This is a genomic window from Acidovorax sp. A79, assembly GCF_041154505.1.
Classification (GTDB): domain Bacteria; phylum Pseudomonadota; class Gammaproteobacteria; order Burkholderiales; family Burkholderiaceae_C; genus Acidovorax.
The window spans coordinates 3,594,694-3,619,241 of record NZ_AP028672.1 but is presented as its reverse complement, the minus strand read 5'-3'; the positions used below and the strand labels follow the sequence as shown (position 1 = coordinate 3,619,241).

Here is a 24,548-nt window from a genome sequence, read left to right as displayed (position 1 = left end):
CGCCTCAGCCGAACCGGACGGGCTGTCCCTGCCGGTCGAAGGGTATATACGCCCCATGGGACCCGCCCTTGATCGCATCGACCATGCGTTGCAGGGGCGCCTGGGCATCCGCACTGGTGGGTGCCTTGTCCAGCGTGCCCGACAGGGCTGCTGCGAACACCATGGCCCAGTCATGGCCCGGGGCGCTGAACTGGCTGGCCTCTTCCACCAGCGCACTGAACGAAAGCAGCTCCTGCGGCGCCTTGTCCACGCACATCAGCGGCACCAGGGCTCCGCCCTGCCCCGCTTCGAAGCGGGCACGCTGGGCCGGGCTGGCGTCGTCCGGCAGTTCCACCGCGGCAAACACGAACAGGAGGCGCTGGGGCTCGGGCTGCAGGCGCGCAGCCTGCAGCAGGTCGTCAAAACTGGAAATGTCCATGAAGGTTTCTATGAAATGAAATGAAAGGAAAGGAATCGCCGGGCGCGCCCCGCTTCAGAAGCCAGGCAGCACCACGCCCTGCTGCGCGTCGAGCGTGCTCACATAGCTGTCCGCCGCGGGCCGGGCACGCGCGGCCTTGCGCGACTGCACGGTCCCGATGCTGACAAAACACAGCGCCTGCTCCCAGGGGGCCAGCTGGAACAGCCCCCGCAGCCCGCCCGACGTGAGGGCCTTGCCGCTCGTGAGCGCCGACCCATACCCCTGCGCGGTGGCCATGAGCAGCATGTTCTGCACCGCGCATCCCGCGGAAACCAGGCGCTCGGACAGGTCGATGCCGGGGTCGCCGCATTGCCCGTTCACCACCACCAGCATCAGCACCGGTGCCCGGTAGGCCTTCTCGCGCGCCTGCTCGGCCTGCGCCAGCGTGGCTGCGGGATCGCGCTCGCGCAGGGCCTGGGCAAACACATCGGCCAGCGCCGGGCGCGCTGCCTCGGGCACCAGCACGAAGCGCCACGGCACCAGCTGGCCGTGGTCCGGTGCATGGGACGCGGCGTTGAGGATCTGCGCCAGTTCCAGGGCACTCGGCCCCGGGGCGGCCAGCCGCTTGGGCAGGATGGTCTGGCGCGACTGGATCAGCGCCGCGGCCATGGCGGCGACATCCTCCGGCGCGGCGGCCGCGCGTGCAGCGCCATGCGCCGCAGGGGGCGCGGGCCGGGGCGTGTGGTTCAAAGGCCAGGGAATGACAGCCATGGAATATCCTTGAAAAGGTGCTTCAGCCCGGACGGCCATCGGCCCGCACCCGGCCATACCACCGGCCCAGCCGGACGCCCCACACGCCCATGGTGACAGCCCACAGGCACGCTGCCAGGGGCAGCAGCCAGGCCCACGCGATACCGAAAACACCCGGCACCGCCGACGCGATGCGCAGCACCGTGGCCGCCTGCAGCAGCCAGAACAGCGACCACGCGATGTGGTCGGCGACCAGAGCCCGGCCACTGTGCCCGCACGACACCCGCGTCACCATGGCCAGCATCAGCGACGCCAGGCAGCCCATGGTCAGCGCGTGCAGCGCGCCCAGGCCCAGCGTTCCCAGGCCAAAGCCCCAGGCCAGCCACTGCGACAGGCCTCCGAGCACGAAAGCCAGCCCCAGCCACAGAAATCCGATGTGCAGCATCGCCAGCAGCCGGTTCCTGAGGCTTTGCACCAGGCCCCACACGCAGGCCAGCCAGACCAGCACGCCCCCCACCACCAGCTGCAGCGTGCCATGCACCAGCATCCAGGCGGGCCCCGCCCGGGTGGCGGGCAGCCCGGCCCACTCCAGCCAAGCGGCGAGCACCTGCAGCAGCGCGGCGGCGAGCATGAGCCACAGCACCCAGAAGGGCCGCCACGCCTGCACCATGGGCATGGCGCTGGAGGTGAAGAAGGGGATCATGCGGTGCGCCACCGTGACGTAGACCACGACGACAAACCCCCACAGGCCGGTGAACACCCAGGCGCGGGCGAGCGCATGTGTTCCCACGGTAAGGCTCAGCCACAGGCCCGCGAGGCTGAGGCAGCCCAGCGCGCAGGCGCCCGCGACGACACGCGCATGCAATTGGTCCTGCGCCTGGCTCTGGCGCACACGGCCCCAGAACAGCGCCGACATCCACACCAGGCCAACGGCCGCCAGCGCCAGCCCCGCGAGGGCCGCGCCAATGCGCCAATGCGCGCCCGCCAGCCACAGCAGCCAGCCCGCGGCCTGCGCCACCAGGGGTGCGCGCAGCGCCTGCGCCGGCAGGGGCGCCACCCCGAGCCATTTGGGGCCGGCCGTGAACAGGAAAGCCGCAAAGAACAGCGGGATGAAGCCGAATGCCATCACAACCGAATGCACGAGCGTGGGGGACAGCGCATAGTAAAGGCCCCACCAACCGGTGGACCTGGCCACCTGCACCAGCGCCCACCATCCCCCCGACGCCACCAGCACCACCATGGCCAGGAAGAAACCCAGCCGGTGCGGTGCCAGCATGAGGTAGCGCCAACGCCACCGTGTGTCCAGCGCGGCCAGCACCTCAGGCGAGGGTTTTCCCGCCGCGGGGCGCACGGGAATGACCGGCCGGGAGGTCACCCACAGGTCCCCAGGTGTCCACACTGCGTGCAGTAGTCGCAGCCGTCCTTGCGGATCACGGCGTGGGCGCCGCATTCGCTGCACTTCTTGCCCGCCATGGCCCGCGGCACGGCCACCGGCGGCGGCGCGGGTTCGTCCAGGGGCAGCTGCTGCTGCACGGGGTCGGCCACGCGGCGCGCCAGGATGTTCTGGATGGCATAGGCCATGGCCGCCACTTCGGAGTCGTGCCACATGGGCACCAGGGTGCCATCGTCCTTGCGGTGCTGCCCCAGGCGCACCGGGCCCCGGTCCCAGGCCACCTTGCGCATGTCGGACAGCGCCCGCTCCAGGAAGCCGCCGCGCGCCGCCAGCGACAGCATGCGCATGCTGGAGGTGATCCACTGCTGCGATTCACCGCTCTGGCCCACGGGCATGAAGAACTCGATGGCGCGGTCCACCGTACCGTTGCCAACCCCCGTGGGCACGGGCAGGAACGACACGATGAGGTACAGCGTCTTGTGGCCTTCCTGCGTCCAGTATTCGAGCTTTTCGGCCACGGCCGAAAGGCCGCCTTGGGGGCGGCTTTCGATCACGGTACGCATGGGGTCCACCGCAGGTGCGGGGGGTGCTACAGATGCTGGTTCAGGCGCGGCATGGGTTTCCAGCACCGATCCCAGGATGGCATTGGGCCGGTAGGTGGCCAGGCCCTTGAGCCTGGCGCGCCAGGCCTGCAGGTACAGGTCCTTGAAACCTTCGTAGGGATAGTCGGCCGGGATGTTCACCGTCTTCGAAATAGCCGTGTCCACAAAGGGCTGCACGGCCTCCATCATCGCAATGTGGCCTTCAGCGGGCATGGCCAGCGCCGAGACGAAGTAGTCCGGCAAGGCCTCCACATCGCCGCCCAGCTCGCGGTACAGCCGCCAGGCGTGGTCCTCGACGGCGTACTCCGAGGTGCTGCCGTCGGACTCGCGCTTCTTGCGCTTGTACATCCACGAGAAAGGAGGCTCGATGCCGTTGGAGGCGTTGTCGGCAAAGGCCAGGCTCACGGTGCCCGTGGGGGCGATGGACAGCAGGTGGCTGTTGCGGATGCCGTGCTGGCGGATGGCGGCCTTGAGCGAATCGGGCAGGCGGCTGGCAAACGTGCCCTCCGACAGGTAGGGCTCGGCCTGGAACTTGGGGAACACCCCTTTCTCGCGCGCCAGGTCCACCGAGGCGGCATAGGCGGCATCGCGCATGCACTCGGCGATGCGCGCGGCCATGGTGCGGCCCTCGGGCAGGTCGTAGCGCAGGCACAGCATGGCCAGCGTGTTGCCCATGCCGGTGAAGCCCACGCCGATGCGCCGCTTGTCCATGGCCTCGTCGCGCTGCTGCGGCAGCGGCCAGTAGGTCACATCGAGCACGTTGTCCAGCGCGCGCACCTGCAGCGCCACGGCCTTCGTGAACGCATCGAAATCAAACGCGGCCACGCCCCCAAAACCGAAGGGGTGGCGCACAAAGCGGGTCAGGATGATGGGGCCGAGGTCGCAGCACCCGTACGACGGCAGCGGCTGCTCGCCACAGGGGTTGGTGGCCGCGATGTCTTCGCAATAGTGCAGGTTGTTGTCTTCGTTGATGCGGCCCAGGAACAGGATGCCGGGCTCGGCGAAGTCATAGGCCGACTTCATGATCGTGTCCCACAGCTCGCGCGCGGGCACCGTGGCGTAGACCCACTGGCCATCGGCGCGCTGGCGGGCTCCCTGGGCCAGCAGGGCAGTGCCGGGGCGTGCCTTGTGCACCAGCTCCCACGGCGCGCTGTTCTGCACGGCATGGATGAACTCGTCGGACACCCCCACCGACACATTGAAGTTGTTCCAGCGCCCCGGCGTGCGCTTGGCCGTGATGAATTCGTGCACATCCGGGTGGTCGATGCGCAGCACACCCATCTGCGCGCCCCGGCGCGCGCCCGCGCTCTCCACGGTGGAGCACGACTGGTCGAACACGTTCATGTAGCTGCACGGCCCCGAGGCCATGGACGCGGTGCCCTTGACCTGCGCGCCCTTGGGCCGGATGCGCGAGAAGTCGTAGCCCACGCCGCCGCCCCGGCGCATGGTTTCCGCTGCCTCGCGCAGCGCCTCGTAGATGCCCGGGAAACCCTCGTCGTCCACACCCTGGATGCAATCGCCTACGGGCTGCACGAAGCAGTTGATGAGCGTCGCCTGGATGTCGGTGCCCGCCGCGCTCATGATGCGGCCCGCTCCGATGGCGCCCGCCTTCAGGTTGGCCAGGAACAGGGTTTCGTACTTTTCGCGGAGTTCTGGTTTTTCGACCGAGGCCAGGGCCCGCGCCACGCGCTGGTACAGCTCGTCGGCGGTGGTTTCCCCGGGTTTGAGGTATTTCTCGCGCAGCACATCCAGGCTGATGGGCTGCAGGGACGAGGTGGGCTTGAGGGGGGGCTGGGGTTCGCGTTTCATGGGGGCCGATGATTTGGGTTTCACGCCAGTGAGGTCTTGCGTTCCATCAAGAGGGACTCATTCCTCGCGGATCTGCCACGAGCATGCCCGACAAGGTCAAAGCTCGTCCAGAAGAACCTGCCCATCATGCTCCACGTACGGATGGTAAGGACCGGTTCCGCTGTTGTCCGCCCGCGAGGCCGGCACAAAACCGCCCGTCTTGACATCAAACACATGGACTTCTCCTTCCTCGATCACATAGTGCCAGCCGTGCAGGCTGATCTGCCCTGACTGCACGCGGCTGCGCACCATGGGGTACTCCATGAGGCGTTCGAGCTGCAGCACCACCGCGCGCTGCTCGGTGCGGCGCAGCACCTCGGGGCCAGCCTGCATCGGCAGCAGGGCCTCGCGCCCCAGGTCCAGCCAGCGGTTCAGGTTGGGCGCTTCGGGCGAAACCTCACCATACATCGCCTTGATAGCCCCACAGTGACTGTGGCCGCACACCACGATGCGGCGCACCTGCAGGTTGAGCACCGCGAACTCGATGGCCGCCGTGGTGCCATGGTGACCGTGAGATCCGTCATACGGCGGGATGAACGCACCCACGTTGCGCACCAGGAAAAGCTCCCCCGGGCCCGCGCCCGTGAGCAGATAGGGCACCAGGCGCGAGTCGGAGCAGCCGATGAACAGGGTGGTCGGGTGCTGCCCTTCGTCCACCAGCGCCTGGAACTGCTCGCGGTACTGGGGAAAGGCGTCGTTGTGGAAGCGGCGCAGGCGATCAAGCAGCTCGTCGGGCATGGGCAGGCAATCGGGTGGCGTGCGGTGCAACTACTGTACAAGCGGCGAGTCGGCCGCGTCCAGCGACACGCCGTCCACCACGGCCGCGCCCGCCAGCACCTGCAGGTACTGGCGCAGGGCGTTCACCCAGGCCTGCTGGCGCAACGTGAGGGCGATGGCCCGGCGCACTTCCTCGAACGACGGCTGCTGCCCCGGGTCGCGGGCCACCACCTCCACCACATGCAGGCCAAACCGGCTGTGCACAAGGCGTGCGAGCACGCCGATCTCGGCGCTGCCAAACACCTCGCGGGCGAACTCGGGGGCGCAGTCGGCGCGGGTCAGCCAGCCCAGGTCGCCGCCTTGCTGGCCGCTGGGGCAGTTGGACCACTGCGCAGCCGCCTCGGCAAACTTCGCGCCCCCATCGTCCGCGCAGCGCAGGTCGATCAACATGGCCTCGGCACGCAGGCGCAGCTGCTTCACGTCCACACCCGGCGTCACGGCGAACAGCACGTGGCGCAGCTGGGCCCGCCCGCCATGGGCGTGTGCCGCAGGGTGGGCGTCGTGGTAGCGGCGGCAGGCCTCTTCCGACGGGTCGGGGATGGGCAGCTCGCGCTCCAGCAGCTGCTCGATGGCATTCGAGGCCTCGGTGCTGATGGCACCTTCGACACCCGGCACGTCGTCCTGCGCCAGCAGGCCGCCTTGCTGGGCCGCCTGTCGCAGCAGCTCGGTGCAGGCACGCTGGCGCAGGGCCTCCTCATCCAGCCACTCGGCCGTTGAATTCAATGCCACGCCGTTGATGCGCGCCACCGGGGCCTGCCCCATGGGCTGAGGGGTTGCCATGGCGGGCGAGTCTGCCATGGCAGTCGCTCCTACCGTGGCGGAGAGCGCCTCGTAGGCGGCCGTCTGCTCCGGGGAAAGCATGCTTTGGGGGGCGCTCTGGCTGGTTGCGCTGGTGCCGCAACCGCAGCTACCGGTTCCACATCCGCTCATGGTGTGCTCCTTTTGTGATGCGAAATCAAGCGCCACGGCGGTCTTGCGACTGCATGTGGCCGGGCGGCAGGTTCAGGCGGCGCGCACGCACCACCTGGTAGGGGCGCAGCACATAGGCCAGCGTGCCAAAGCCGCTCCACACATGCACCAGGCGGGTGAAGGGGAAGATCAGGAAGATGCTCATGCCCAGGAACATGTGCGTCTTGAAGATCCATCCCGCACCGGCCAGCAGGTCGACCGCGCCACTGCGGAACGTGACGATGCGTTGCCCCCACTCAGCCAGGCGCATCATCATGGAGCCGTCCAGATGTTGTGCCGATAGCGGAATGGTGGCCAGGCCCAGCGCCAGTTGCACCCACAGCAGCACCAGGATCAGGATGTCGCTGGTCTTGGAGGTGGCGCGGATGCGCGCATCCGACAGGCGGCGGTGCAGCAGGAGGGACAGGCCCACGAAACCCATCAGGCCTGCAATGCCCCCCGACACCATGGCCATGAGCTGCTTGGCGCCTGCGCCGATGAAGTGCTCATACAAGAAGTGCGGCGTGAGCATGCCCACGGTATGGCCAAAGAACAGGAACAACACACCCACATGGAACAGGTTGCTGCCCCAGCGCAGGCTGCCGGTGCGCAGCAGCTGGGAGGAATCGCTTTTCCAGGTGTACTGGTCGCGGTCGAACCGCGCCCAGCTGCCGATGAAAAAGACAGCGAGGCAAATATAGGGATAGATGCCAAACAACAGGGTGTCAAGCCAGGCGGTCATACGGAGACTCCTTCTGGTGCCCGCTCGGCGCGGGGGGTACGAACAAAATGCAGAGGCTGCGGCTGGTCGGGCTTGGACTGGCCCTGGGTGCTGCAACCGCCAAACGCTTCGGGCTCGGCCCAGGCCTCGTCCATGGGCGGCTCGGGCGTGAGCGCCACCGACTGCACGCGCTGGCCCGACACTTCGAGCACCGCAGCAATCACGCTGGCATAGGGGCTGTTGCGCGCCACCAGCGCGCTGAACAGCGCGTTCAGGATGTGGGCCATTTCGCCCAGGAACTCCCTGGCCACTTCCACCGGCTGGGTGGAGGCGAACTCCAGCACCACCGGCAGGTGGTCGGGCAGCTCTTCGGCTTCGAACTTCAGGCCCGCCTTGTCGTAGGTCTGCAGCAGGTCGATGAGCGCCGGACCCCGGTCGCGCGAGTCGCCGTGCACATGCTCGAACAGGTGCAGCGAGGTCTGGCGGCCCCGGTCGAAGTTGTCCACGTAGCGGGCTTCGGCTTCCAGCGGGTCGATTGCCGCAAGGTGCTGGCACACGGCTTCGAGCTCGGCCATGCGCTCGGGGGTCAGGGCCTGCTCCACCTGCAGCGCGTCGATGAGCTGCGGCATCACGCCGCGCAGTTGCGCATCGGGGTAGCTCAGCAGGTAGCCCAGGGCGCGCAGGGTCAGGCGCACGGAGGTCGGGTTCTTCTTGAACATGGTGATTCCTTTGCCTGTGCTTCAGACCGTGGCTTTGATCGGGATCGTGCGGGGCTTCTTTCCGCCGAACATGCTGGTCTCGGTGGCGCCATCGGAACAGCCGTTGCCAAACGAGAAGCCGCAACCACCCCGGATGTCGAACGCGTTTTCGGCATATTCGCGGTGGGCCGATGGGATGACGAAGCGGTCCTCGTAGTTGGCAATCGCCATCACGTGGTACATCTCCTCCACCTCGGCCATCGACAGGCCCGCCTGCTTGAGCACGGCCAGGTTCTGGCGCTGCTCCACATGCTTGTCGCGCTGGTAGGTGCGCATGGCCAGCATGCGTTCCAGGGCCCGCACCACAGGGCCGGTATCGCCAGCGGTCAGCAGGTTGGCGAGGTACTGCACGGGGATGCGCAACTGCGACACATCCGGGATGTCTCCATTCACGCCCACATGGCCTGCGTTGGCGGCGGCCGTGATGGGCGAGAGCGGCGGCACATACCAGACCATGGGCAGCGTGCGGTATTCGGGGTGCAGCGGCAGGGCCACCTTCCATTGCACGGCCATCTTGTAGACCGGGCTGTTGCGGGCGGCGTCCATCCAGCTGTCCGGGATGCCGTCGATGCGGGCCTGCTTGATCACGTCCGGATCGTTCGGGTCCAGGAAGATGTCGAGCTGCGCCTGGTACAGGTCGCGGTCGCGCTCCACGCTGGCGGCTTCCTGGATGCGGTCTGCGTCATACAGCAGCACGCCCAGATAGCGGATGCGGCCCACGCAGGTCTCGGAGCACACGGTGGGCTGGCCCGCCTCGATGCGCGGGTAGCAGAAGATGCACTTCTCGGCCTTGCCCGACTGCCAGTTGTAATAAATCTTCTTGTAGGGGCAGCCGCTGACGCACATGCGCCAGCCACGGCACTTGTCCTGGTCGATCAGCACGATGCCGTCTTCCTCGCGCTTGTAGATCGAGCCGCTGGGGCACGACGCCACACACGCCGGGTTCAGGCAGTGCTCGCACAGGCGCGGCAGGTACATCATGAAGGTGTTTTCGAACTGGCCGTAGATGTCCTTTTGCACATCGTCGAAGTTCTTGTCCTTGCTGCGCTTGCTGAACTCGCCGCCCAGGATTTCTTCCCAGTTCGGGCCCCACTCGATCTTCTCCATGCGCTTGCCGGTGATCAGGCTGCGCGGGCGGGCCGTAGGCGCGGCCTTGCTCTCGGGCGCGGACTGCAGGTGGTCGTAGTCGAACGTGAAAGGTTCGTAGTAGTCGTCGATCTGCGGCAGGTTGGGGTTGGCGAAGATGCGCATGAGCAGCTTCCACTTGCCGCCCTGGCGGGGCGCGATGGAGCCGTCGGGGCTGCGCACCCAGCCACCGTTCCACTTGTCCTGGTTTTCCCATTCCTTGGGGTAGCCGATGCCGGGCTTGGTTTCGACGTTGTTAAACCAGGCGTATTCCACCCCGGGGCGGCTGGTCCAGACGTTCTTGCAGGTGACGGAACAGGTGTGGCAACCGATGCACTTGTCCAGGTTCAGCACCATGCCGATTTGTGCGCGAATTTTCATCGTGTTTCTCCTTGTCTTCGGCTTCAGGCGTGGGCTGCCGTGCTGGACACGGGCTCATCGTCGAGCCAGTCCACGCGGTCCATCTTGCGCACCAGCACGAACTCGTCGCGGTTGGTGCCGATGGTTCCGTAGTAGTTGAAGCCGTAGCTGTACTGCGCGTAGCCACCAATCATGTGGGTGGGTTTGAGCACGATGCGGGTGACCGAGTTGTGGATGCCGCCGCGCGTGCCGGTGATCTCGGAGCCGGGGGTGTTGATGATCTTCTCTTGCGAGTGGTACATCATCACCATGCCGGGGTTCACGCGCTGGCTCACCACCGCGCGGGCGGCGATGGCGCCGTTGGCGTTGAAGAGTTCGACCCAGTCGTTGTCCACGATGCCGGCGACCTTGGCGTCGTCTTCGCTCAGCCACACCACCGAGCCACCCCGGTTCAGCGTGAGCATCATCAGGTTGTCGCTGTACGTGCTGTGGATGCCCCACTTCTGGTGCGGCGTGATGAAGTTCAGCTGGATTTCCTTGTTGCCGTTGGGCTTCTTGCCTTCGACCTCGTGCAGCGTCTTCAGGTGCACCGGTGGGCGGTAGCTCACAAAGCCTTCGCCGAAGTCACGCATCCACGGGTGGTCCTGGTAGAACTGCTGGCGGCCCGTGAGGGTGCGCCATGGGATGTACTCGTGCACGTTGGTGTAGCCGGCGTTGTAGCTGACCTTTTCGCTCTCCAGCCCCGACCAGGTGGGCGAGCTGATGATCTTGCGCGGCTGCGCCTGGATGTCGCGGAAGCGGATCTTCTCGTCCTCGCGGTGCAGCGCCAGGTGCACGTGGTCGCGCCCGGTCTGCTTGCCCAGGGCCTCCCAGGCCTTGCAGGCCACGTGGCCGTTGGTTTCGGGGGCCAGCATCATCACCACTTCGGTGGCGTCGATGTCGGTCACGATGCGGGGCATGCCTTGCGTCACGCCCTCTTCCTTCACACGGCCGTTCAGGTCGCCCAATTGGCCGACTTCGGTCTGCGTGTTCCAGCCGATGCCCTTGCCGCCGTTGCCTGCCTTGTCCATCAAGGGGCCCAGGGCGGTGAAGCGCTTGTAGAGGTTAGGGTAGTCGCGCTCGACCACCGTGACCTGCGGCGCGGTCTTGCCGGGGATGAGTTCGCACTCGCCGTTCTTCCAGTCGCGCACGCCATAGGGCTGCGCCATTTCACCGGGGGTGTCGTGCATGATGGGCGTGAGCACCACGTCCTTTTCGACGCCGAGGTGGCCCACGCTGACCTCGCTCACGGCCTTGGCGAAACCTTTGTAGATCTCCCAGTCGCTCTTGGCCTGCCAGGCAGGGTCCACCGCGGTGGACAGCGGATGGATGAAGGGGTGCATGTCGCTGGTGTTGAGGTCGTTCTTCTCATACCAGGTGGCCGTGGGCAGCACGATGTCGGAGTACAGGCAGGTGGTGCTCATGCGGAAATCGAGCGTGACCAGCAGGTCCAGCTTGCCTTCGGGCGCGTGGGTGTGCCACTGCACTTCCTCGGGCTTGGCTTCGTCCTTGCCCAGGTCCTTGCCCTGCACGCCGTGGGTGGTGCCCAGCAGGTGCTTGAGGAAGTATTCATGCCCCTTGCCCGACGAGCCCAGGATGTTGGAGCGCCACACGAACATGTTGCGCGGCCAGTTGGACGGATGGTCCGGGTCTTCGCAGCTCATCGTGAGCGTGCCGTCCTTCAGAGACTTGACGACGTAATCCTTCGCGTCCATACCCGCGGCAGCGGCATCCTTGGCCACCTGCATGGGATTGGTCTTGAGCTGGGGAGCCGATGGCAGCCAGCCCATGCGCTCGGCGCGCACGTTGTAGTCGATCTGCGCACCGTGGTAGGCCTTCTTGTCGGCCAGGGGCGAGAGGATTTCCTCCATGCCCAGCTTCTCGTAGCGCCACTGGTCGGTGTGGGCGTAGAAGAAGCTCGTGCTGTTCATCTGGCGGGATGGGCGGATCCAATCCAGCGCAAACGCCAGCGCCGTCCAGCCGGTCTGGGGCCGCAGCTTTTCCTGGCCCACGTAGTGCGCCCAGCCGCCACCGCTCTGGCCGATGCAGCCGCACAGCATCAGCATGTTGATGATGCCGCGGTAGTTCATGTCGCAGTGGTACCAGTGGTTCATCGCCGCGCCGATGATCACCATGGACTTGCCATGCGTCTTGTCGGCGTTGTCGGCGAACTGGCGCGCCACGGTGATGATCTGCTCGCGCGGCACGCCGGTGATGGCCTCTTGCCAGGCAGGGGTGTAGGGGCGGTCGGCGTCGTAACCGCCACCGGGCTCTTCGCCGGGCAGGCCTCGGTCGATGCCGTAGTTGCCCGCCAGCAGGTCGAACACCGTGGCCACCATCACGCGGCCCTGGGCTTCGTGCCCGGCCAGCTCCAGGTGGGACACCGGCACGCGGCGCACCATCACGTCGCCACCTTGTTCGTTGGCCGTGAAGTTGGGCGTTGCCACACCGCCAAAGTACGGGAAGGCGACGTCGGCCACGTCATGGGCCTGCGCGCCGTCCTCGATCACCGACAGCTTGAGCTTGACGGTGTTGCCGGTGCGTGCCTCTTTGTTCTCCAGGTTCCACAGGCCCTGGTCGGGGCGGCCGTCGGCCCCCCAGCGAAAGCCGATGGAACCATTGGGCAGCGTGACCTGGCCCAGCTCGTCGTAGCCCACCGTCTTCCAGTCGGGATTGTTGGACTGGTCGAGCTGGCCGGGGAAGTCGCTGGCGCGCACATAGCGGTCGGGCACCATCACCGTGCGGCCATCGGGCAGCGTCTTTTCCTTGAGCACCACCAAGAGCGGCAGGTCGGTGTAGCGGCGGGCGTAGTCGTCAAAGTACGCCGAGCGGCCCTTGCCGCCGTCCTTGAAGTAGAACTCCTTCAGGATCACATGGCCCATGGCCATGGCCACGGCGGCGTCGGTGCCCTGCTTGGGGTGCATCCAGAGGTCGCCGAGCTTGGCGACTTCGGAATAGTCGGGCGTGATGGACACCACCTTGGTGCCCTTGTAGCGCACCTCGGTCAAGAAGTGGGCATCGGGCGTGCGCGTCTGGGGCACGTTGGAGCCCCAGGCAATGATGTACGAGCTGTTGTACCAGTCGGCCGACTCGGGCACGTCGGTCTGCTCGCCCCAGGTCTGCGGGCTGCTGGGAGGCAGGTCGCAGTACCAGTCGTAAAAACTCATGCACACGCCGCCGATCAGGCTCAGGTAGCGGCTGCCAGCGGCGTACGAAATCATCGACATCGCCGGGATGGGCGAGAAGCCGATGATGCGGTCCGGGCCGTGTTTCTTGATCGTGTAGACATTGGCCGCAGCGATCATCTGGTTGACTTCGTCCCAGGTGCTGCGCACGAAGCCGCCCAGGCCGCGCTGCTTTTGCCATTCGCGCTTGGAAGCGTCGTTCTCGACGATGCTGGCCCAGGCGTCCACCGGGCTCTTGGCCAGGGCAATGGCGGCGCGCCAGTGCTTGAGCAGGCGGCCACGCACCATGGGGTATTTCACGCGGTTGGCGCTGTACAGGTACCAGCTGTAGCTGGCGCCGCGCGCGCAGCCACGGGGCTCGTGGTTGGGCAGGTCGGGCCGGGTGCGGGGGTAGTCGGTCTGCTGGGTTTCCCAGGTGACGATGCCGCCCTTGACGTAGATCTTCCAGCTGCAGCTGCCCGTGCAGTTCACGCCGTGCGTGCTGCGCACGATCTTGTCGTGCGCCCAGCGGTCGCGGTAGGCGTCTTCCCAGGTGCGGTCTTCACCGTTGGTTTCGCCGTGGCCCTGGGCAAAGGTCTCGCGGGGCTGCGAGAAGTACGAAAGGCGATCGAGGAAATGGCTCATCGGGGGCTCCTTGTTCTGTCTTGTTCAGGTGTGCTCAGCAAGGCATGGCGGCGTTCTTGCGCGCGTAGTGCCACCAGGTGATGACGATGCAGACGATGTAGAACGCGAAGAACGTCCACAGCGCGGCATGGGGGCTGCCGGTCAGGGCAATCGAGCTGCCATAGCTCTTGGGAATGAAGAACCCGCCGTAGGCGGCCATGGCGGCGGTGAAGCCCAGCGTGGCCGCGCCCAGGGTGTTGCCTTCCTTGTTGGCATGCGCGATGGCGGCCGGGTCGTTGCGGTCCACGCCGCGCATGGCTTCGGTCAGGAAGATCACGGGGATCATGCGGAAGGTGGAGCCGTTGCCGATGCCGGTGGTGAGGAACAGCACCAGGAAACACACGAAGAAACCCGCGAACTGGCCTTCGTTGCCGCCGGGGCCGCCGGAGGGCAGGAAGAACGTGACGCCCACCACCGCGATGGCCATGACGATGAAGTTCCACAGCGTGACGCGCGCACCGCCGAGCTTGTCGGCCAGCCAGCCGCCAAAGGGGCGGATCACGGCGCCCACCAGCGGGCCCAGCCAGGCGTAGGCCAGGGGGTTCACGCCGGGGAACTGGCTCTTGATGAGCAGCGGAAAGCCCGCCGCATAGCCGATGAACGAGCCGAAGGTGCCCAGGTACAGCACGCACATCAGCCAGTTGTGCTTGCGCCTGAAGATCGCGGCCTGCGCGGCGAACGAGGCGCGCGCGTCGGCGATGTCGTTCATGCCGAACCAGGCGGCCAGCGCCGTCAGCGCGATCCATGGCACCCAGATGAAGGCGGCGTTCTGCGTCCACACCTGCACGGTCTGGCCGTTCTTCACAATGGTCTGGCCTTCGCCGCCAAAGATGCCGAAGATGCCGGCCGTGACCACGAGCGGGGTCAGGAACTGCACCACCGACACGCCCAGGTTACCGAGGCCCGCGTTCACCCCCAGCGCCGAGCCCTTGCGCTCCTTCGGAAAGAAGAAGCTGATGTTGGCCATGCTGGAGCTGAAGTTGCCGCCGCCCAGGCCACACAGCAGCGCCAGGATGAGCATGGTGGGGTAGGCCGTGGTGTTGTCCTGCACCGCAAAGCCGATGCCGATGGCGGGGATCAGCAGCGAGGCGGTGGAGATCGCCGTCCAGCGGCGTCCGCCCACGAGCGGCACCATGAATGAATAGAAGATGCGCAGCGTGGCACCCGAGAGCGCGGGCGCCGCCGCCAGCCAGAACAGCTGGTTGGTCGAATACTTGAACCCGAGGCCCGGCAGGCTCACGGCGACCACGCTCCAGACCTGCCAGATGGCGAAGGCCAGGAACAGCGCGGGCACCGAGATCCACAGGTTGAGCTTGGCGACGGCCTCGCCTTCGCGCTCCCAGAACGACTTGTCCTCCGGAGCCCAGAGGGTGAGCAGGCGCCCCTGGCGCCCGCTGGTGGTGGTGGCAGACATGGTGAGGTTCCTTGAAAAATCAGCGGGCGCCAGCCGGTGCGGCGGCGTTCGGCGAGCCCATGAGACGGGTGTTGCGCACTTCGGTGAAGTACATCCAGATCAGCGAGACCCACACCACGCCGTACATCAGCATGAAAGCGCTGGAGCGGATGCCGGTGAGGTCCATCAGCGCGCCGAACAGGATGGGCAGGATGAAGCCGCCCAGCCCGCCGGCCAGGCCCACGATGCCGCTGATGGCGCCGATGTTGTGGGGGTAGTCGTCGCTGATGTACTTGAAGACACTGGCCTTGCCGAAGGCCCAGGCAATGCCCAGCAGGAACATCAGGCCGGTGAACAGGTAGACGTTCAGGCCGATGTGGAAGGTCTTCGGGCCGTTGACGGTGGCGATGGTGAAGTCGGTCTGCGGGTAGCTCAGCAGGAACAGGCAGATCCAGCTCACCCACATCACCCACCAGGTCACGCTGTGGGCGCCGTACTTGTCAGACAGCATGCCGCCGATGGCGCGCAGCACGCCGCCGGGCAGCGAGAAGCAGGCGGCCAGCAACGCCGCCACGCGGATGTCCAGGCCGAACTCGCCCACGTAGTACTGCACCATCCACAGCGACAGCGCCACGTAGCCGCCGAACACGATGCTGTAGTACTGGCAGTACTTGAGTACCTTGGGGTCCTTGAGCGCCTTGAGCTGGTCGGTGAACTTGACGTTGCTTCCCACCAGGTGGGCCGGGTCGCTGTAGCTGAACAGCCAGAACAGCACCAGCGTGCCCAGCATGATGGCCGCGTACACCTGCGGCACCATGGTCCAGCCAAAGGCCACCAGCAGCACCGGGGCCACGAACTTGTTCACCGCCGCGCCCGAGTTGCCCGCGCCGTACACGCCCATGGCCGTGCCCTGGCGGTGCTTGGGGAACCAGCGCGCCACGTAGGGCGTGCCCACCGAGAACGAGCCCCCCGCCAGCCCCACGAACAGGCCGATGGTGAGGAAGTGCCAGTACTCGGTGGCGTAGCCCATCATCCAGATGGCGGGCACGGTGGTCGCCATCACGGCGGCCATCACGATGCGGCCGCCGAAGCGGTCGGTCCAGATGCCCAGCGGCACGCGCACCAGCGAGCCCGTGAGCACGGGCATGGACATGAGCAGCCCGAACTGCGTGGAGTTCAGGTTGAGCATCTTCTTGATGGGGATGCCGATGACGCCGAACATCATCCAGACCATGAAGCAGACGGTGAATGCGAAGGTGCTGACGATCAGCACCGACCAGGCCTGGCGGGTGCGCTGTGGGCTTTCGCCCGGGGGCAAGGTGGTGTGTGCCATTGCGCGGTTCCTCTTCCTTCTTCTCTTTGGGGTATGGCTGTATGGTCCGTTTTCAGGGCCGCCCTGAACATCCTTCGCAAGCACACCCGCGCCACGGCAGAAGGACTAGGCCGGAGGGCGCCGCGAGGCCCGCGCATCGTCCGAAGGAACTATGGACACCGGGGCCGTCTGGGTGCAGCAAAGTCCCCGGCGCGCGCGCACGGGCCGCCAATGCCGGGCCCACCGGGGTTGGATATCGAGAGAAAACAGGCTTTCGCGCTGGATGGACAAGCGCCAAAAGCTACCAATTCAGTAGCAAATCACCGCATGCGGCCACCGGGGATGGCGGCCGTGGGCACCCTCTACTCCGTGCGCTGGCGGTCCGAGGCGTAGACCGCCGCCTGCACGCGCGAGGTGAGGCCCAGCTTGCGCAGGATGTGCTGCACGTGGATCTTCACCGTGGTCTCGGCGATGTCCAGGGTGCGCGCGATTTCCTTGTTGCTCGCGCCGCGCGCGATCTCGCGCAGCACGTCCTCCTCGCGCGGCGAGAGCGGCGCCACACCGCCCGCGGGATCGGCCTGCAGCGGCGCGGGCGCGGACGCCAGGGCGTGGGCTGGCGGCGCCTCGGGCGCGCCTTGCGACTGGAACGCCGCCACCAGCTTGCCCATGAGCTCGGGGCTGACCACCGGCTCGCCGCGTGCCGCGCGGCGGATGGCCTGGGCGAGCAGGTCGCCGTCGATGGTCTTGAGCAGGTAGCCCTGCGCGCCATTGCGCAGCGCGGCGGCCAGGTCTTGCGAATCCTCGCTCACGGTGAGCATGAGCACGCGCGATGCGGGCGCCACTTCGCGCAGCCCCCGGATGGCGTCCACGCCCATCACGCCGGGCAGGTGGTTGTCCAGCAGGATCACCTGGGGCCGCAGCTGGGGCGCCAGGCGCAGCGCCTCGGCGGCGTCGCCCGCCTCGCCCAGCACCAGGAGGCCCGCGTCCTGCCCCAGCAGGGCGATCAGCCCCCGGCGGAACAGCGTGTGGTCGTCCACCACGAGCAGGGTCACCGGCGGCTGCACCGGGGCGTCCGGGTGCGCAGGGACAGCTGCCGGAAAAGGGGCGGTGGTGGTGGTGTTGTTCATGGTGCGTGCGCCGCCACCGGGCTGGTGGCTGCGGCAGAGGGGGTGTCCGCGCCAGGCGGCGTGCCGCGCGAGGCGCGGGCCACGGATGGCGGGGTGGCGGGCGGGTGCGCCGGCGGCGCAGGCATGGGGGCGGCGGCCGTCACCGTGGGCAGCTCGATGCACACGCGCGTGCCCTGGCCCGGCGCGGATTCGACCTGCAGGGCCGCCCCCACGCGCTGGGCCCGCTCGCGCATGATGCCCAGGCCCACGTGCAGCGAGTCGGGCGGCACGCTGGCCACGTCGAAGCCCTTGCCGTTGTCCTGCACCTCGAAGCGCCAGCGCGGGTGCCGGTGCACCAGCAGTTCCACGCGCGTGGCGCCCGAATGCTTGCGCACGTTCGACAGCGCTTCCTGCACCATGTGCAGCACCTGGATCTGCAGGTCCGGCGGCAGCGGCAGCCCATGGCCCACCATGCTGAGCACGGTGGCCATGCCGGTCTGGTGCTCGAACTTGGACAGCGTGGCGCGCAGGGCGGACTCGATGTCCTCCTCGCTGGTGCGCGTGCGAAAGTGCACCAGCAGCTCGCGCACGTCGGCATAACACTCGCGCACGCCCACGTCCAGCTCGCCGATGCTGCGGTCGCGCTTGGCCTCGTCGCCGCGCGCCACCGCGTCGCGCAGCAGCTGGGTCTGGATCTTGAGGAAGGCCAGCGACTGCGCGATGGAGTCGTGCAGTTCGCGCGCCAGCAGGCTGCGCTCCTCGGCCACCGCCGCCTCGCGCTCGAGCGCCGTCGCGCGCAGGCCCTCCATGGCGCTGGCCAGGTGGCGCGTCATGGCTTCGAGCAGGTCGCGCAGCTCGTCGGTCAGCTCGACCTGGGAGCGGAAGAACAGGTCCACCTCGCCCAGCAGGCGCTGCTGCATCTGCACGGGGATGGTCACCATGGTTTCAAAGCCCGCTTCGCGGCAGTGGGGCAGCGCGACGTGGGTGGACGGCGTGATGGGAATGACCCGCGTGCGCGCCTGGGCCTGGGGCTGGCCGCACAGGCAGCTGCCCGTGTGCAGGCAGTGCTCACCGTCGGCCATGGAGCGCGGCAGGCCGTCACCGGCCAGCAGCACATAGCGTTCGTTGGCCTCGTTGGACCAGCGCACGGCCGCCGCGTCGGCCCCGGCCACGCGGCGGATCTGCTGCACGAAGCCCTGGGCCAGCAGCTCCAGGCTGCCCGCGGTGGACGCCAGCGCGCTCACCTCGTACAGCGCGGCCAGGCGCTGGTTCTTCACGGCGATGCTGGCGGTCTTGTCGCGCACCTTGTGCTCCAGCTCGTCGTGCGAGGCCTGCAGCGCGTGCGCCATGAGGTTGAAGCCCGCCGAGAGCTGGCCGAACTCGTCATCGGTATCGACCGGCAGGCGCGTGCCCAGCTCGCCCTGGCGCAGCCGGGCCTGGGCCTGCTGCAGGCGCGCCACGGGGTTGATGACGAGCAGGTAGCTCACGGCCATGAAGGTCACGGCCGCCACGATGGCCAGCGCCATCATGAACAGCTGGAACAGGTGCAGCGCGGCCGTCCAGCCCGCGATCTGCAGCTCGATCGCGTCGACGAAGCCGTCCACCTGCTGCACGAACGCGTCGGCCTGCGCCAGCGTACGCGCGCGGTCGGGTGGCTGCGTGGCCACCCAGCCGCTGCGCGCCTGCGCCCACTGCGCGCGGATCGCGTCGAAGCGCGTGCGCGTCTCGGCGCTCCAGGGCACGAACAGCGGCCGCGAAGGATCGCCCGTGCGCAGCAGCTCCAGGCTCGCATCGAACAGGCGGGCGCGCTCCTGCACCGCCTCGGGCGGTTCGGTCTGCAGCACCAGCACCATGCGCAGCATGTTCATGCGCAGCCGGCCCGCCTCATTGACGGCGGCCGCGCCGCCCTCCAGCTTCCAGGTCACCCACAGCGTGAGGCTGATGGAGGCCAGGGCCACGAGCAGAAAGCCTCCACCCATCGCCAGGAGCTTGGTGGTCAGGGTGGGCTTGGAGCGCATCGGCCCAGTGTAGGCAGGGGGTTCGCCCGAAGTCTTGACCTGCGTCAAGTCGCAGCCGCGTAGCATCGCCCCATGCACACACAGCACCCGAGCACCTTTGCACCGTCTTCGGCCCCGGCCCGTGGCCGCTGGCGGGCTTGTACGCTGGCCTGGGCCGCCGCCACGGCGGCGGCGCTGAGCGCCTGCGCCAGCCCTGAATCCAGCGCCCCGGTGTCGCCCGCCGCCTGGCCCGCGCGCCTTGAGGCCCTGCTGCCCGCCGACGTGCTGCTGCTGGGCGAAAAACACGATGCCCCCGAGCACCAGCGCCTGCAGCGCGAGGCCGTGCAGTGGCTGGCGGCGCGCGGACAGCTGGCGGCCCTGGTGCTGGAGATGGCCGAGCGCGGGAACGGCACCACCGGCCTGCCCCGTGACGCCACCCCGGACCAGGTGCAGGCCGCCCTGCAATGGAAGGACGCCGCCTGGCCCTGGCAGGCCTATGGCCCCGTGGTGATGGCAGCCGTGGCCGCCGGCGTGCCGGTGCTGGGCGGCAACCTGCCGCGCGCGGGCATGCGCGCGGCGATGGGCGAATCCGCGTGGGACCGGCACCTGCCCGCCGCCGCGCTGCAGCGCCAGCACGAGGCGCTGCGCGAGGGCCACTGCGGCCTGCTGCCCGAGGCGCAGATCGCCCCCATGGCCCGCATCCAGATCGCGCGCGACGCCAGCATGGCCCGCACCGCGCGGGAGGCCCTGCGCCCCGGCCAGACCGTGCTGCTGGTGGCCGGCGGCGGCCATGTGCTGCGCAGCCTGGGCGTGCCCACGCACTGGCCCTCGGATCTCAGGTCAAAGGTGGCCCTGGCGCAAGCAGGCAAAGCGCAGGAAGCTATCAAAAACGAAGCAGATGCGGTGATCGAGACCCCCGCCCCGCCGCCCCGAGACCATTGCGCGGAACTGCGCCAGCAGTGGGGCCAGGGCGCGCGCACGGGCGGCTGACGGCGGCGGGGCGAGCGTTCAGCGCGGCTCGCCACGCTCCCGCAGCAGCGCGGCGAACCCGTCGGCGGGCAGCGGGCGGCTGCACAGGTAGCCCTGGTAGGCGTCGCATCCGCGCGCCTTCAGGAAGGCCAGCTGGCCCTCGTCCTCCACCCCCTCGGCCAGCACCGACAGCCCCATGCTGTGCCCCATGGCGATGATGGCCGCGCTGATGGCCATGTCGTCCGCGCTTTGGGGGATGTCGCGGATGAAGCCCTGGTCGATCTTGAGCACGTCGATGGGAAAGCGCTTGAGCTGCGCGAGCGATGAGTACCCCGTGCCGAAGTCGTCCACCGCGATCCGCACGCCCACGCTGCGCAGCCGCATCAGCACCTGGCGCGCCTCCTCGGTGCGCTCGGCCAGCGCGGACTCGGTGATCTCCAGCTCCAGCAATTCGCTGGGAAAGCCCGAGTCGGCCAGCGCCGCCGAGGTGCACCCCGCCAGGTCGGTCAGGTGGAACTGGCGCGGCGACACGTTGACGGCCAGCGTCAGGTCGGGCAGGCCCTCGGCGCGCCACTGCTGGCCCTGGCGGCAGACCTCGCGCAGCACCCATTCGCCCAGCGGGCCGATCACGCCCGAGGTCTCGGCCACGGGGATGAAGCGCGCGGGCGAGATCAGCCCCTCCTCGGGGTCGTTCCAGCGCACCAGCGCCTCGGCCCCCAGGATGCGCCCGCTGGCGATGTCCACCTGCGGCTGGTAGTGCATCTGCAGATGGCCCTGGGCCAGCGCCAGGCGCAGGCGCGATTCGAGCGCCAGCCGCTCGCGCGCGGCCTGGGTCATGGCTTCGTGGAAGAAGCACCACGCGCCACGGCCCCGGGCCTTAGCGCCGTACACCGCAGCGTGCGCGCCCTGCAGCAGCAGTTCGGTGGTGGCGGCGTGTTCGGGGAACATGCAGATGCCCACGCTCACGCCGGCCACCACCTCGAAGCCGTCGGGCGAGCGCCAGGGCTCGGCCACGGCGGTGATGAGGTGGCGCGCCACGGCCGCAGCGCCGTCCGCATGGCGCAGGTGGCGCGCCACCACGGCCAGCTCGTCGCCGGCCAGCCGCCCCAGCACGTCGCCGGGCCGCAGGGCCGACTGCACCTGCCGCGCGATGTGCTTGAGCACCTCGTCGCCCGTGGTGTGGCCGTAGCTGTCGTTCACGTCCTTGAAACGGTCCAGGTTGAGCAGCAGCACGGCGATGTGCTCGCCGCTGGCGCGCGCCTCCTGCACCACCTGCTCCAGCTGGTGGCCGAACCAGGCGCGGTTGGACAGCCCCGTGAGCGCGTCGTTGTGCGCCAGGAATTCCAGCTGCCGCTGGTGCGCCTTCTCCTCGGAGATGTCGGTGAACATGCACACGTAGTGCGTGACCTCGCCCGCCGGGTCGCGCACGGCCGACAGCGACATGTGCTCGGGGAAGACCTCGCCGCTCTTGCGCCGGTTCCAGATCTCGCCCTGCCAGTGGCCCGTGCGCCGCAGCGTGCTCCACAGGGCCTCGTAGAACGCCTTGTCGTGCCGGCCGGACTTGAACACGCGCGGCGTCTTGCCCAGCAGTTCCTCCTCGGTATAGCCCAGGAGCCGTGTCACGGCCGCGTTGGCGGACAGGATGCGGCTGTGCGCATCGGTGACCACCACGCCCTCGATGGTGTTGTCCACCACCGTGGCGGCCAGCCGCTGGCGGGCCTCGCTGGTCTGCAGCGCGGCGCGCGCGGCCTTGATCTCGTCCAGGTCCTGCACCACGCAGACCAGGTGGGCGGGCTCGTCGCCCGCTTCGGGGATCTGCGTCACGGTGCACAGCACCGGCACCCCGCGCGTCCCGCCGGGCCGCCGGCACTCGCGCTCGTCCACGCAGTGGTCGATCTCTCCCGCCAGCAGGCGCACCAGCTGGGCGGTGGCCCCCTCGGGGTCGGGGGACTGCATCACATCGTGGAAATTGAGGTGGCGCACCTGCGCCAGGGACACGCCCAGCAGCTCGCACAGCCGCTCATTGGCCCAGAGGAAGCGGCCGTCCGGCGCCACGCGCGCGAAGCCCGCGGGTGCATGGCGCACCACCTGGGCCAGCTCCCGGGCCATGGCCCAGCGCACCTTCTCGGCGTAGCGCATGCGCCGCAGCATGCACCAGGCGAGCACGCTGGTGGCCAGCACATAGCCCCAGCCTTTCCAGGTCTGCCAGTGCGTGAGCTGGGCCGGGTCGGTCACCCAGCGGGCCAGCAGCGCGTCGCCCGCGAACACCCAGGCCACCCCGAGCACCAGGTACAGCAGCATCCCCCGCCAGGGGGCAAGACGCGGGGCATCGCCCGGATTGACCATCGATTCCCTCGTTCCTTGGGCGCCTGTAGCCATGCTGCGACAATTGGGCAGCTATGACGACCAACGCCTACATCCTTACTCTGTCCTGCCCCGACCGCCTCGGGCTGGTGCACGCAGTCTCCGGCTTCCTGCTGGAGCACGGCGGCAACATCGAAGAAGCCGCCCAGTACAACGACCACGCCACCGGCCTGTTCTTCATGCGGGTGCAGTTCGCCTGCGACCAGCATGACCACGCCACGCTCAAGAACCGCCTGGCCAGCTTCGCGGAGCCCCACACCATGCGCTGGAGCCTGCACGCCACGGCCGCCCCCATGAAGACGGTGCTCATGGTCAGCAAGGAAGGCCATTGCCTCAATGACCTGCTGTTCCGCTGGAAAAGCGGCCTGCTGCCCATCGACATCCGCGCCATTGTCAGCAACCACCGCGACTTCTACCAGCTCGCGGCCAGCTACAACGTGCCGTTCCACCACATTCCCGTCACCGCGGCGACCAAGGCCCAGGCCGAAGCGAAGCAGTACGAGATTATCGAGGCCGAGGGCGCCGAACTGGTGGTGCTGGCGCGCTACATGCAGGTGCTTTCTCTTGACCTATGTCAAAAGTTGGCAGGCCGGGCGATCAACATCCACCACAGCTTCCTGCCCAGCTTCAAGGGCGCCAAGCCCTATTACCAGGCGCACGACCGGGGCGTGAAGCTCATCGGCGCCACGGCGCACTACGTGACGGCCGACCTGGACGAAGGCCCGATCATCGAGCAGGACGTGGCCCGCGCCGACCACACCGACACGGTGGAAGACCTCACGGCCCGGGGCCGCGACACCGAAAGCCAGGTGCTGGCCCGTGCCGTGAAGTGGCACAGCGAGCACCGCGTGCTGCTCAACGGCCACAAGACCGTGGTTTTCCGCTAGCCCGTTCTGCCCCATGGCCACGGCAGCTCCGTCCTCCTTCCTCAGCAGCGCGGCACGGCGCATCCCGCCGATACAGTGCCTGCTGACGTTTGAAGCCCTGGCCCGCCTGCGCAGCGTGACGCAGACGGCGGACGAGCTGTGCGTGACGCCCAGCGCGGTGAGCCACCGGGTCAAGCAGCTCGAACAGATCCTGGGCGTGCGGCTGTTCGGGCGGGCCGATTTTTCGCTGACCACCGAGGGCAGCGCCTACCTGGCCCACGTGCGCGAGGGCCTGGGCGCGCTGCAGCGGTTTCCGGGGGCCGCTGCGGCGCCCGGGCGCCGGCGGCTCAAGCTGGCCGTGACGCCCACGTTCGCGCGCACCATCCTCATTCCGCGCCTGCGCCAGTTCACCGAGGCCTACCCCGAGATCGACCTGGCGCTGCAGGTGTCCATCCCGCTGCTGGACGTGGTGGCCGAGGACGCCGACCTGATGGTGCGCTTTGGCCCCGGTCACTACGCCGACGTGGAGCATGTGGAGCTGGCCCGCGACGTGGTCACGCCGCTGGCCTCGCCCGCGTTCGTGCGCGAACACGGCCCGTTCGACCGGCCGGAGGACCTGGAGGGCGTGCCCCTGCTGCGCAGCCCGCTGGAGCCCTGGCGCACCTGGTTTGCCGCCACGGGCCTGGACTGGGCCGAGCCCAGCGAGGGCTCGCAGTTCAACGACATCGGCCTGATGTGCGACGGCGCCGCCGCCGGCATGGGCGTGGCGCTGGTGCGCCTGAAGCTCGGGGCGCCGTGGCTGGAGAACGGCACGCTGGTGCGCCTGTTCGACACCGATACGACCAGCCCCCACGCACACTACCTGTGCTGGCGCACGGGCACCATGGACCGCTGGGAGTGCGCGGCGTTCGCCGAGTGGCTGCGCAAGACCATGGCCTGAGCCCTCGCCGCATTCAAGGCCATTCTGGCCCCCAG

18 protein-coding genes are annotated in these 24,548 nt (G+C 68.2%); 3 read left to right on the top strand and 15 right to left on the bottom strand.

The window, feature by feature from the left end; translation table 11 throughout:
- Window positions 1–4: 4 nt before the first annotated feature.
- From ACAM51_RS16555 to ACAM51_RS16490, 14 genes are all read right to left on the bottom strand, one after another.
- Complete coding sequence (locus ACAM51_RS16555) at window positions 5–418, bottom strand: ribonucleotide reductase subunit alpha (protein ID WP_369641224.1); 414 nt, start codon at window positions 416–418, stop codon at window positions 5–7.
- 54 nt (window positions 419–472) lie between these two features.
- On the bottom strand, window positions 473–1,168 hold the full coding sequence (locus ACAM51_RS16550; protein WP_369641223.1) for a nitroreductase: 696 nt from the start codon (window positions 1,166–1,168) through the stop codon (window positions 473–475).
- A 22-nt stretch (window positions 1,169–1,190) separates the two neighbouring features.
- Entirely contained in the window at window positions 1,191–2,522 is a 1,332-nt protein-coding gene (locus ACAM51_RS16545; protein ID WP_369641222.1) for an NnrS family protein, read from the bottom strand.
- Window positions 2,519–4,951 carry an adenosylcobalamin-dependent ribonucleoside-diphosphate reductase gene (locus ACAM51_RS16540; protein ID WP_369641221.1) on the bottom strand — a complete coding sequence of 811 codons (2,433 nt, stop codon included), beginning with the start codon at window positions 4,949–4,951 and terminating at the stop codon, window positions 2,519–2,521. The genes ACAM51_RS16545 and ACAM51_RS16540 overlap by 4 nt, the downstream gene beginning before the upstream one ends.
- A 96-nt stretch (window positions 4,952–5,047) precedes the next feature.
- Window positions 5,048–5,728: a carbonic anhydrase gene (locus tag ACAM51_RS16535; RefSeq protein ID WP_218297305.1), complete on the bottom strand. Its 681-nt coding sequence runs from the start codon at window positions 5,726–5,728 to the stop codon at window positions 5,048–5,050.
- 30 nt (window positions 5,729–5,758) lie between these two features.
- A complete protein-coding gene (locus ACAM51_RS16530) occupies window positions 5,759–6,565 on the bottom strand; it encodes a peptidylprolyl isomerase (protein WP_369643834.1) in 807 nt (268 codons plus the stop codon).
- A 157-nt stretch (window positions 6,566–6,722) separates the two neighbouring features.
- Complete coding sequence (gene narI / locus ACAM51_RS16525; protein ID WP_218297307.1) at window positions 6,723–7,457, bottom strand: respiratory nitrate reductase subunit gamma; 735 nt, start codon at window positions 7,455–7,457, stop codon at window positions 6,723–6,725.
- Window positions 7,454–8,155 (bottom strand): nitrate reductase molybdenum cofactor assembly chaperone, encoded by a 702-nt coding sequence (narJ, locus tag ACAM51_RS16520; protein WP_369641220.1) that lies wholly within the window; start codon window positions 8,153–8,155, stop codon window positions 7,454–7,456. Before narJ ends, narI begins: the two co-directional genes overlap by 4 nt.
- 21 nt (window positions 8,156–8,176) lie before the next feature.
- Window positions 8,177–9,700 (bottom strand): nitrate reductase subunit beta, encoded by a 1,524-nt coding sequence (gene narH, locus ACAM51_RS16515; RefSeq protein WP_218297309.1) that lies wholly within the window; start codon window positions 9,698–9,700, stop codon window positions 8,177–8,179.
- A 23-nt stretch (window positions 9,701–9,723) separates the two neighbouring features.
- Window positions 9,724–13,527 (bottom strand): nitrate reductase subunit alpha, encoded by a 3,804-nt coding sequence (locus ACAM51_RS16510; protein ID WP_369641219.1) that lies wholly within the window; start codon window positions 13,525–13,527, stop codon window positions 9,724–9,726.
- Window positions 13,528–13,561: 34 nt separating this feature from the next.
- Window positions 13,562–14,980 (bottom strand): NarK family nitrate/nitrite MFS transporter, encoded by a 1,419-nt coding sequence (locus tag ACAM51_RS16505; protein ID WP_369641218.1) that lies wholly within the window; start codon window positions 14,978–14,980, stop codon window positions 13,562–13,564.
- Between the two features lie 19 nt (window positions 14,981–14,999).
- Window positions 15,000–16,292: a nitrate/nitrite transporter gene (locus ACAM51_RS16500; RefSeq protein WP_369641217.1), complete on the bottom strand. Its 1,293-nt coding sequence runs from the start codon at window positions 16,290–16,292 to the stop codon at window positions 15,000–15,002.
- Between the two features lie 341 nt (window positions 16,293–16,633).
- Window positions 16,634–17,335, bottom strand: coding sequence for a response regulator (locus tag ACAM51_RS16495; RefSeq protein WP_218297400.1), 702 nt, complete (start codon window positions 17,333–17,335; stop codon window positions 16,634–16,636).
- Between the two features lie 59 nt (window positions 17,336–17,394).
- Window positions 17,395–19,395 (bottom strand): type IV pili methyl-accepting chemotaxis transducer N-terminal domain-containing protein, encoded by a 2,001-nt coding sequence (locus ACAM51_RS16490; protein WP_255591675.1) that lies wholly within the window; start codon window positions 19,393–19,395, stop codon window positions 17,395–17,397.
- 72 nt (window positions 19,396–19,467) lie between these two features.
- Between ACAM51_RS16490 and ACAM51_RS16485 the strand changes: the two genes are divergently transcribed.
- The gene (locus tag ACAM51_RS16485; protein ID WP_369641216.1) at window positions 19,468–20,364 is read left to right on the top strand and encodes a ChaN family lipoprotein; all 897 of its coding nucleotides are present in this window, start codon (window positions 19,468–19,470) and stop codon (window positions 20,362–20,364) included.
- A gap of 18 nt (window positions 20,365–20,382) precedes the next feature.
- On the opposite strand, the gene ACAM51_RS16480 is transcribed toward ACAM51_RS16485, so the two are convergent.
- Entirely contained in the window at window positions 20,383–22,689 is a 2,307-nt protein-coding gene (locus tag ACAM51_RS16480) for a bifunctional diguanylate cyclase/phosphodiesterase (RefSeq protein WP_218297314.1), read from the bottom strand.
- Between the two features lie 53 nt (window positions 22,690–22,742).
- On the opposite strand from ACAM51_RS16480, the gene purU reads away from it, so the two are divergent.
- Together purU and ACAM51_RS16470 are read left to right on the top strand one after the other, a co-directional pair.
- Window positions 22,743–23,594, top strand: coding sequence for a formyltetrahydrofolate deformylase (gene purU / locus ACAM51_RS16475; RefSeq protein ID WP_369641215.1), 852 nt, complete (start codon window positions 22,743–22,745; stop codon window positions 23,592–23,594).
- A 13-nt stretch (window positions 23,595–23,607) separates the two neighbouring features.
- A complete protein-coding gene (locus ACAM51_RS16470; protein WP_218297316.1) occupies window positions 23,608–24,513 on the top strand; it encodes a LysR substrate-binding domain-containing protein in 906 nt (301 codons plus the stop codon).
- Window positions 24,514–24,548: the final 35 nt, after the last annotated feature.

Excerpts from the sequence above, each read along its gene's own strand:
- ACAM51_RS16555 (WP_369641224.1), bottom strand. The coding sequence starts at position 418 with ATGGACATTTCCAGTTTTGACGACCTGCTGCAGGCTGCGCGCCTGCAG.
- ACAM51_RS16550 (WP_369641223.1), bottom strand. The coding sequence starts at position 1,168 with ATGGCTGTCATTCCCTGGCCTTTGAACCACACGCCCCGGCCCGCGCCC.
- ACAM51_RS16540 (WP_369641221.1), bottom strand. The coding sequence starts at position 4,951 with ATGAAACGCGAACCCCAGCCCCCCCTCAAGCCCACCTCGTCCCTGCAG.
- ACAM51_RS16535 (WP_218297305.1), bottom strand. The coding sequence starts at position 5,728 with ATGCCCGACGAGCTGCTTGATCGCCTGCGCCGCTTCCACAACGACGCC.
- ACAM51_RS16530 (WP_369643834.1), bottom strand. The coding sequence starts at position 6,565 with ATGGCAGACTCGCCCGCCATGGCAACCCCTCAGCCCATGGGGCAGGCC.
- narI (WP_218297307.1), bottom strand. The coding sequence starts at position 7,457 with ATGACCGCCTGGCTTGACACCCTGTTGTTTGGCATCTATCCCTATATT.
- narJ (WP_369641220.1), bottom strand. The coding sequence starts at position 8,155 with ATGTTCAAGAAGAACCCGACCTCCGTGCGCCTGACCCTGCGCGCCCTG.
- narH (WP_218297309.1), bottom strand. The coding sequence starts at position 9,700 with ATGAAAATTCGCGCACAAATCGGCATGGTGCTGAACCTGGACAAGTGC.
- ACAM51_RS16510 (WP_369641219.1), bottom strand. The coding sequence starts at position 13,527 with ATGAGCCATTTCCTCGATCGCCTTTCGTACTTCTCGCAGCCCCGCGAG.
- ACAM51_RS16505 (WP_369641218.1), bottom strand. The coding sequence starts at position 14,980 with ATGTCTGCCACCACCACCAGCGGGCGCCAGGGGCGCCTGCTCACCCTC.
- ACAM51_RS16500 (WP_369641217.1), bottom strand. The coding sequence starts at position 16,292 with ATGGCACACACCACCTTGCCCCCGGGCGAAAGCCCACAGCGCACCCGC.
- ACAM51_RS16490 (WP_255591675.1), bottom strand. The coding sequence starts at position 19,395 with ATGCGCTCCAAGCCCACCCTGACCACCAAGCTCCTGGCGATGGGTGGA.
- ACAM51_RS16485 (WP_369641216.1), top strand. The coding sequence starts at position 19,468 with ATGCACACACAGCACCCGAGCACCTTTGCACCGTCTTCGGCCCCGGCC.
- ACAM51_RS16480 (WP_218297314.1), bottom strand. The coding sequence starts at position 22,689 with ATGGTCAATCCGGGCGATGCCCCGCGTCTTGCCCCCTGGCGGGGGATG.
- purU (WP_369641215.1), top strand. The coding sequence starts at position 22,743 with ATGACGACCAACGCCTACATCCTTACTCTGTCCTGCCCCGACCGCCTC.
- ACAM51_RS16470 (WP_218297316.1), top strand. The coding sequence starts at position 23,608 with ATGGCCACGGCAGCTCCGTCCTCCTTCCTCAGCAGCGCGGCACGGCGC.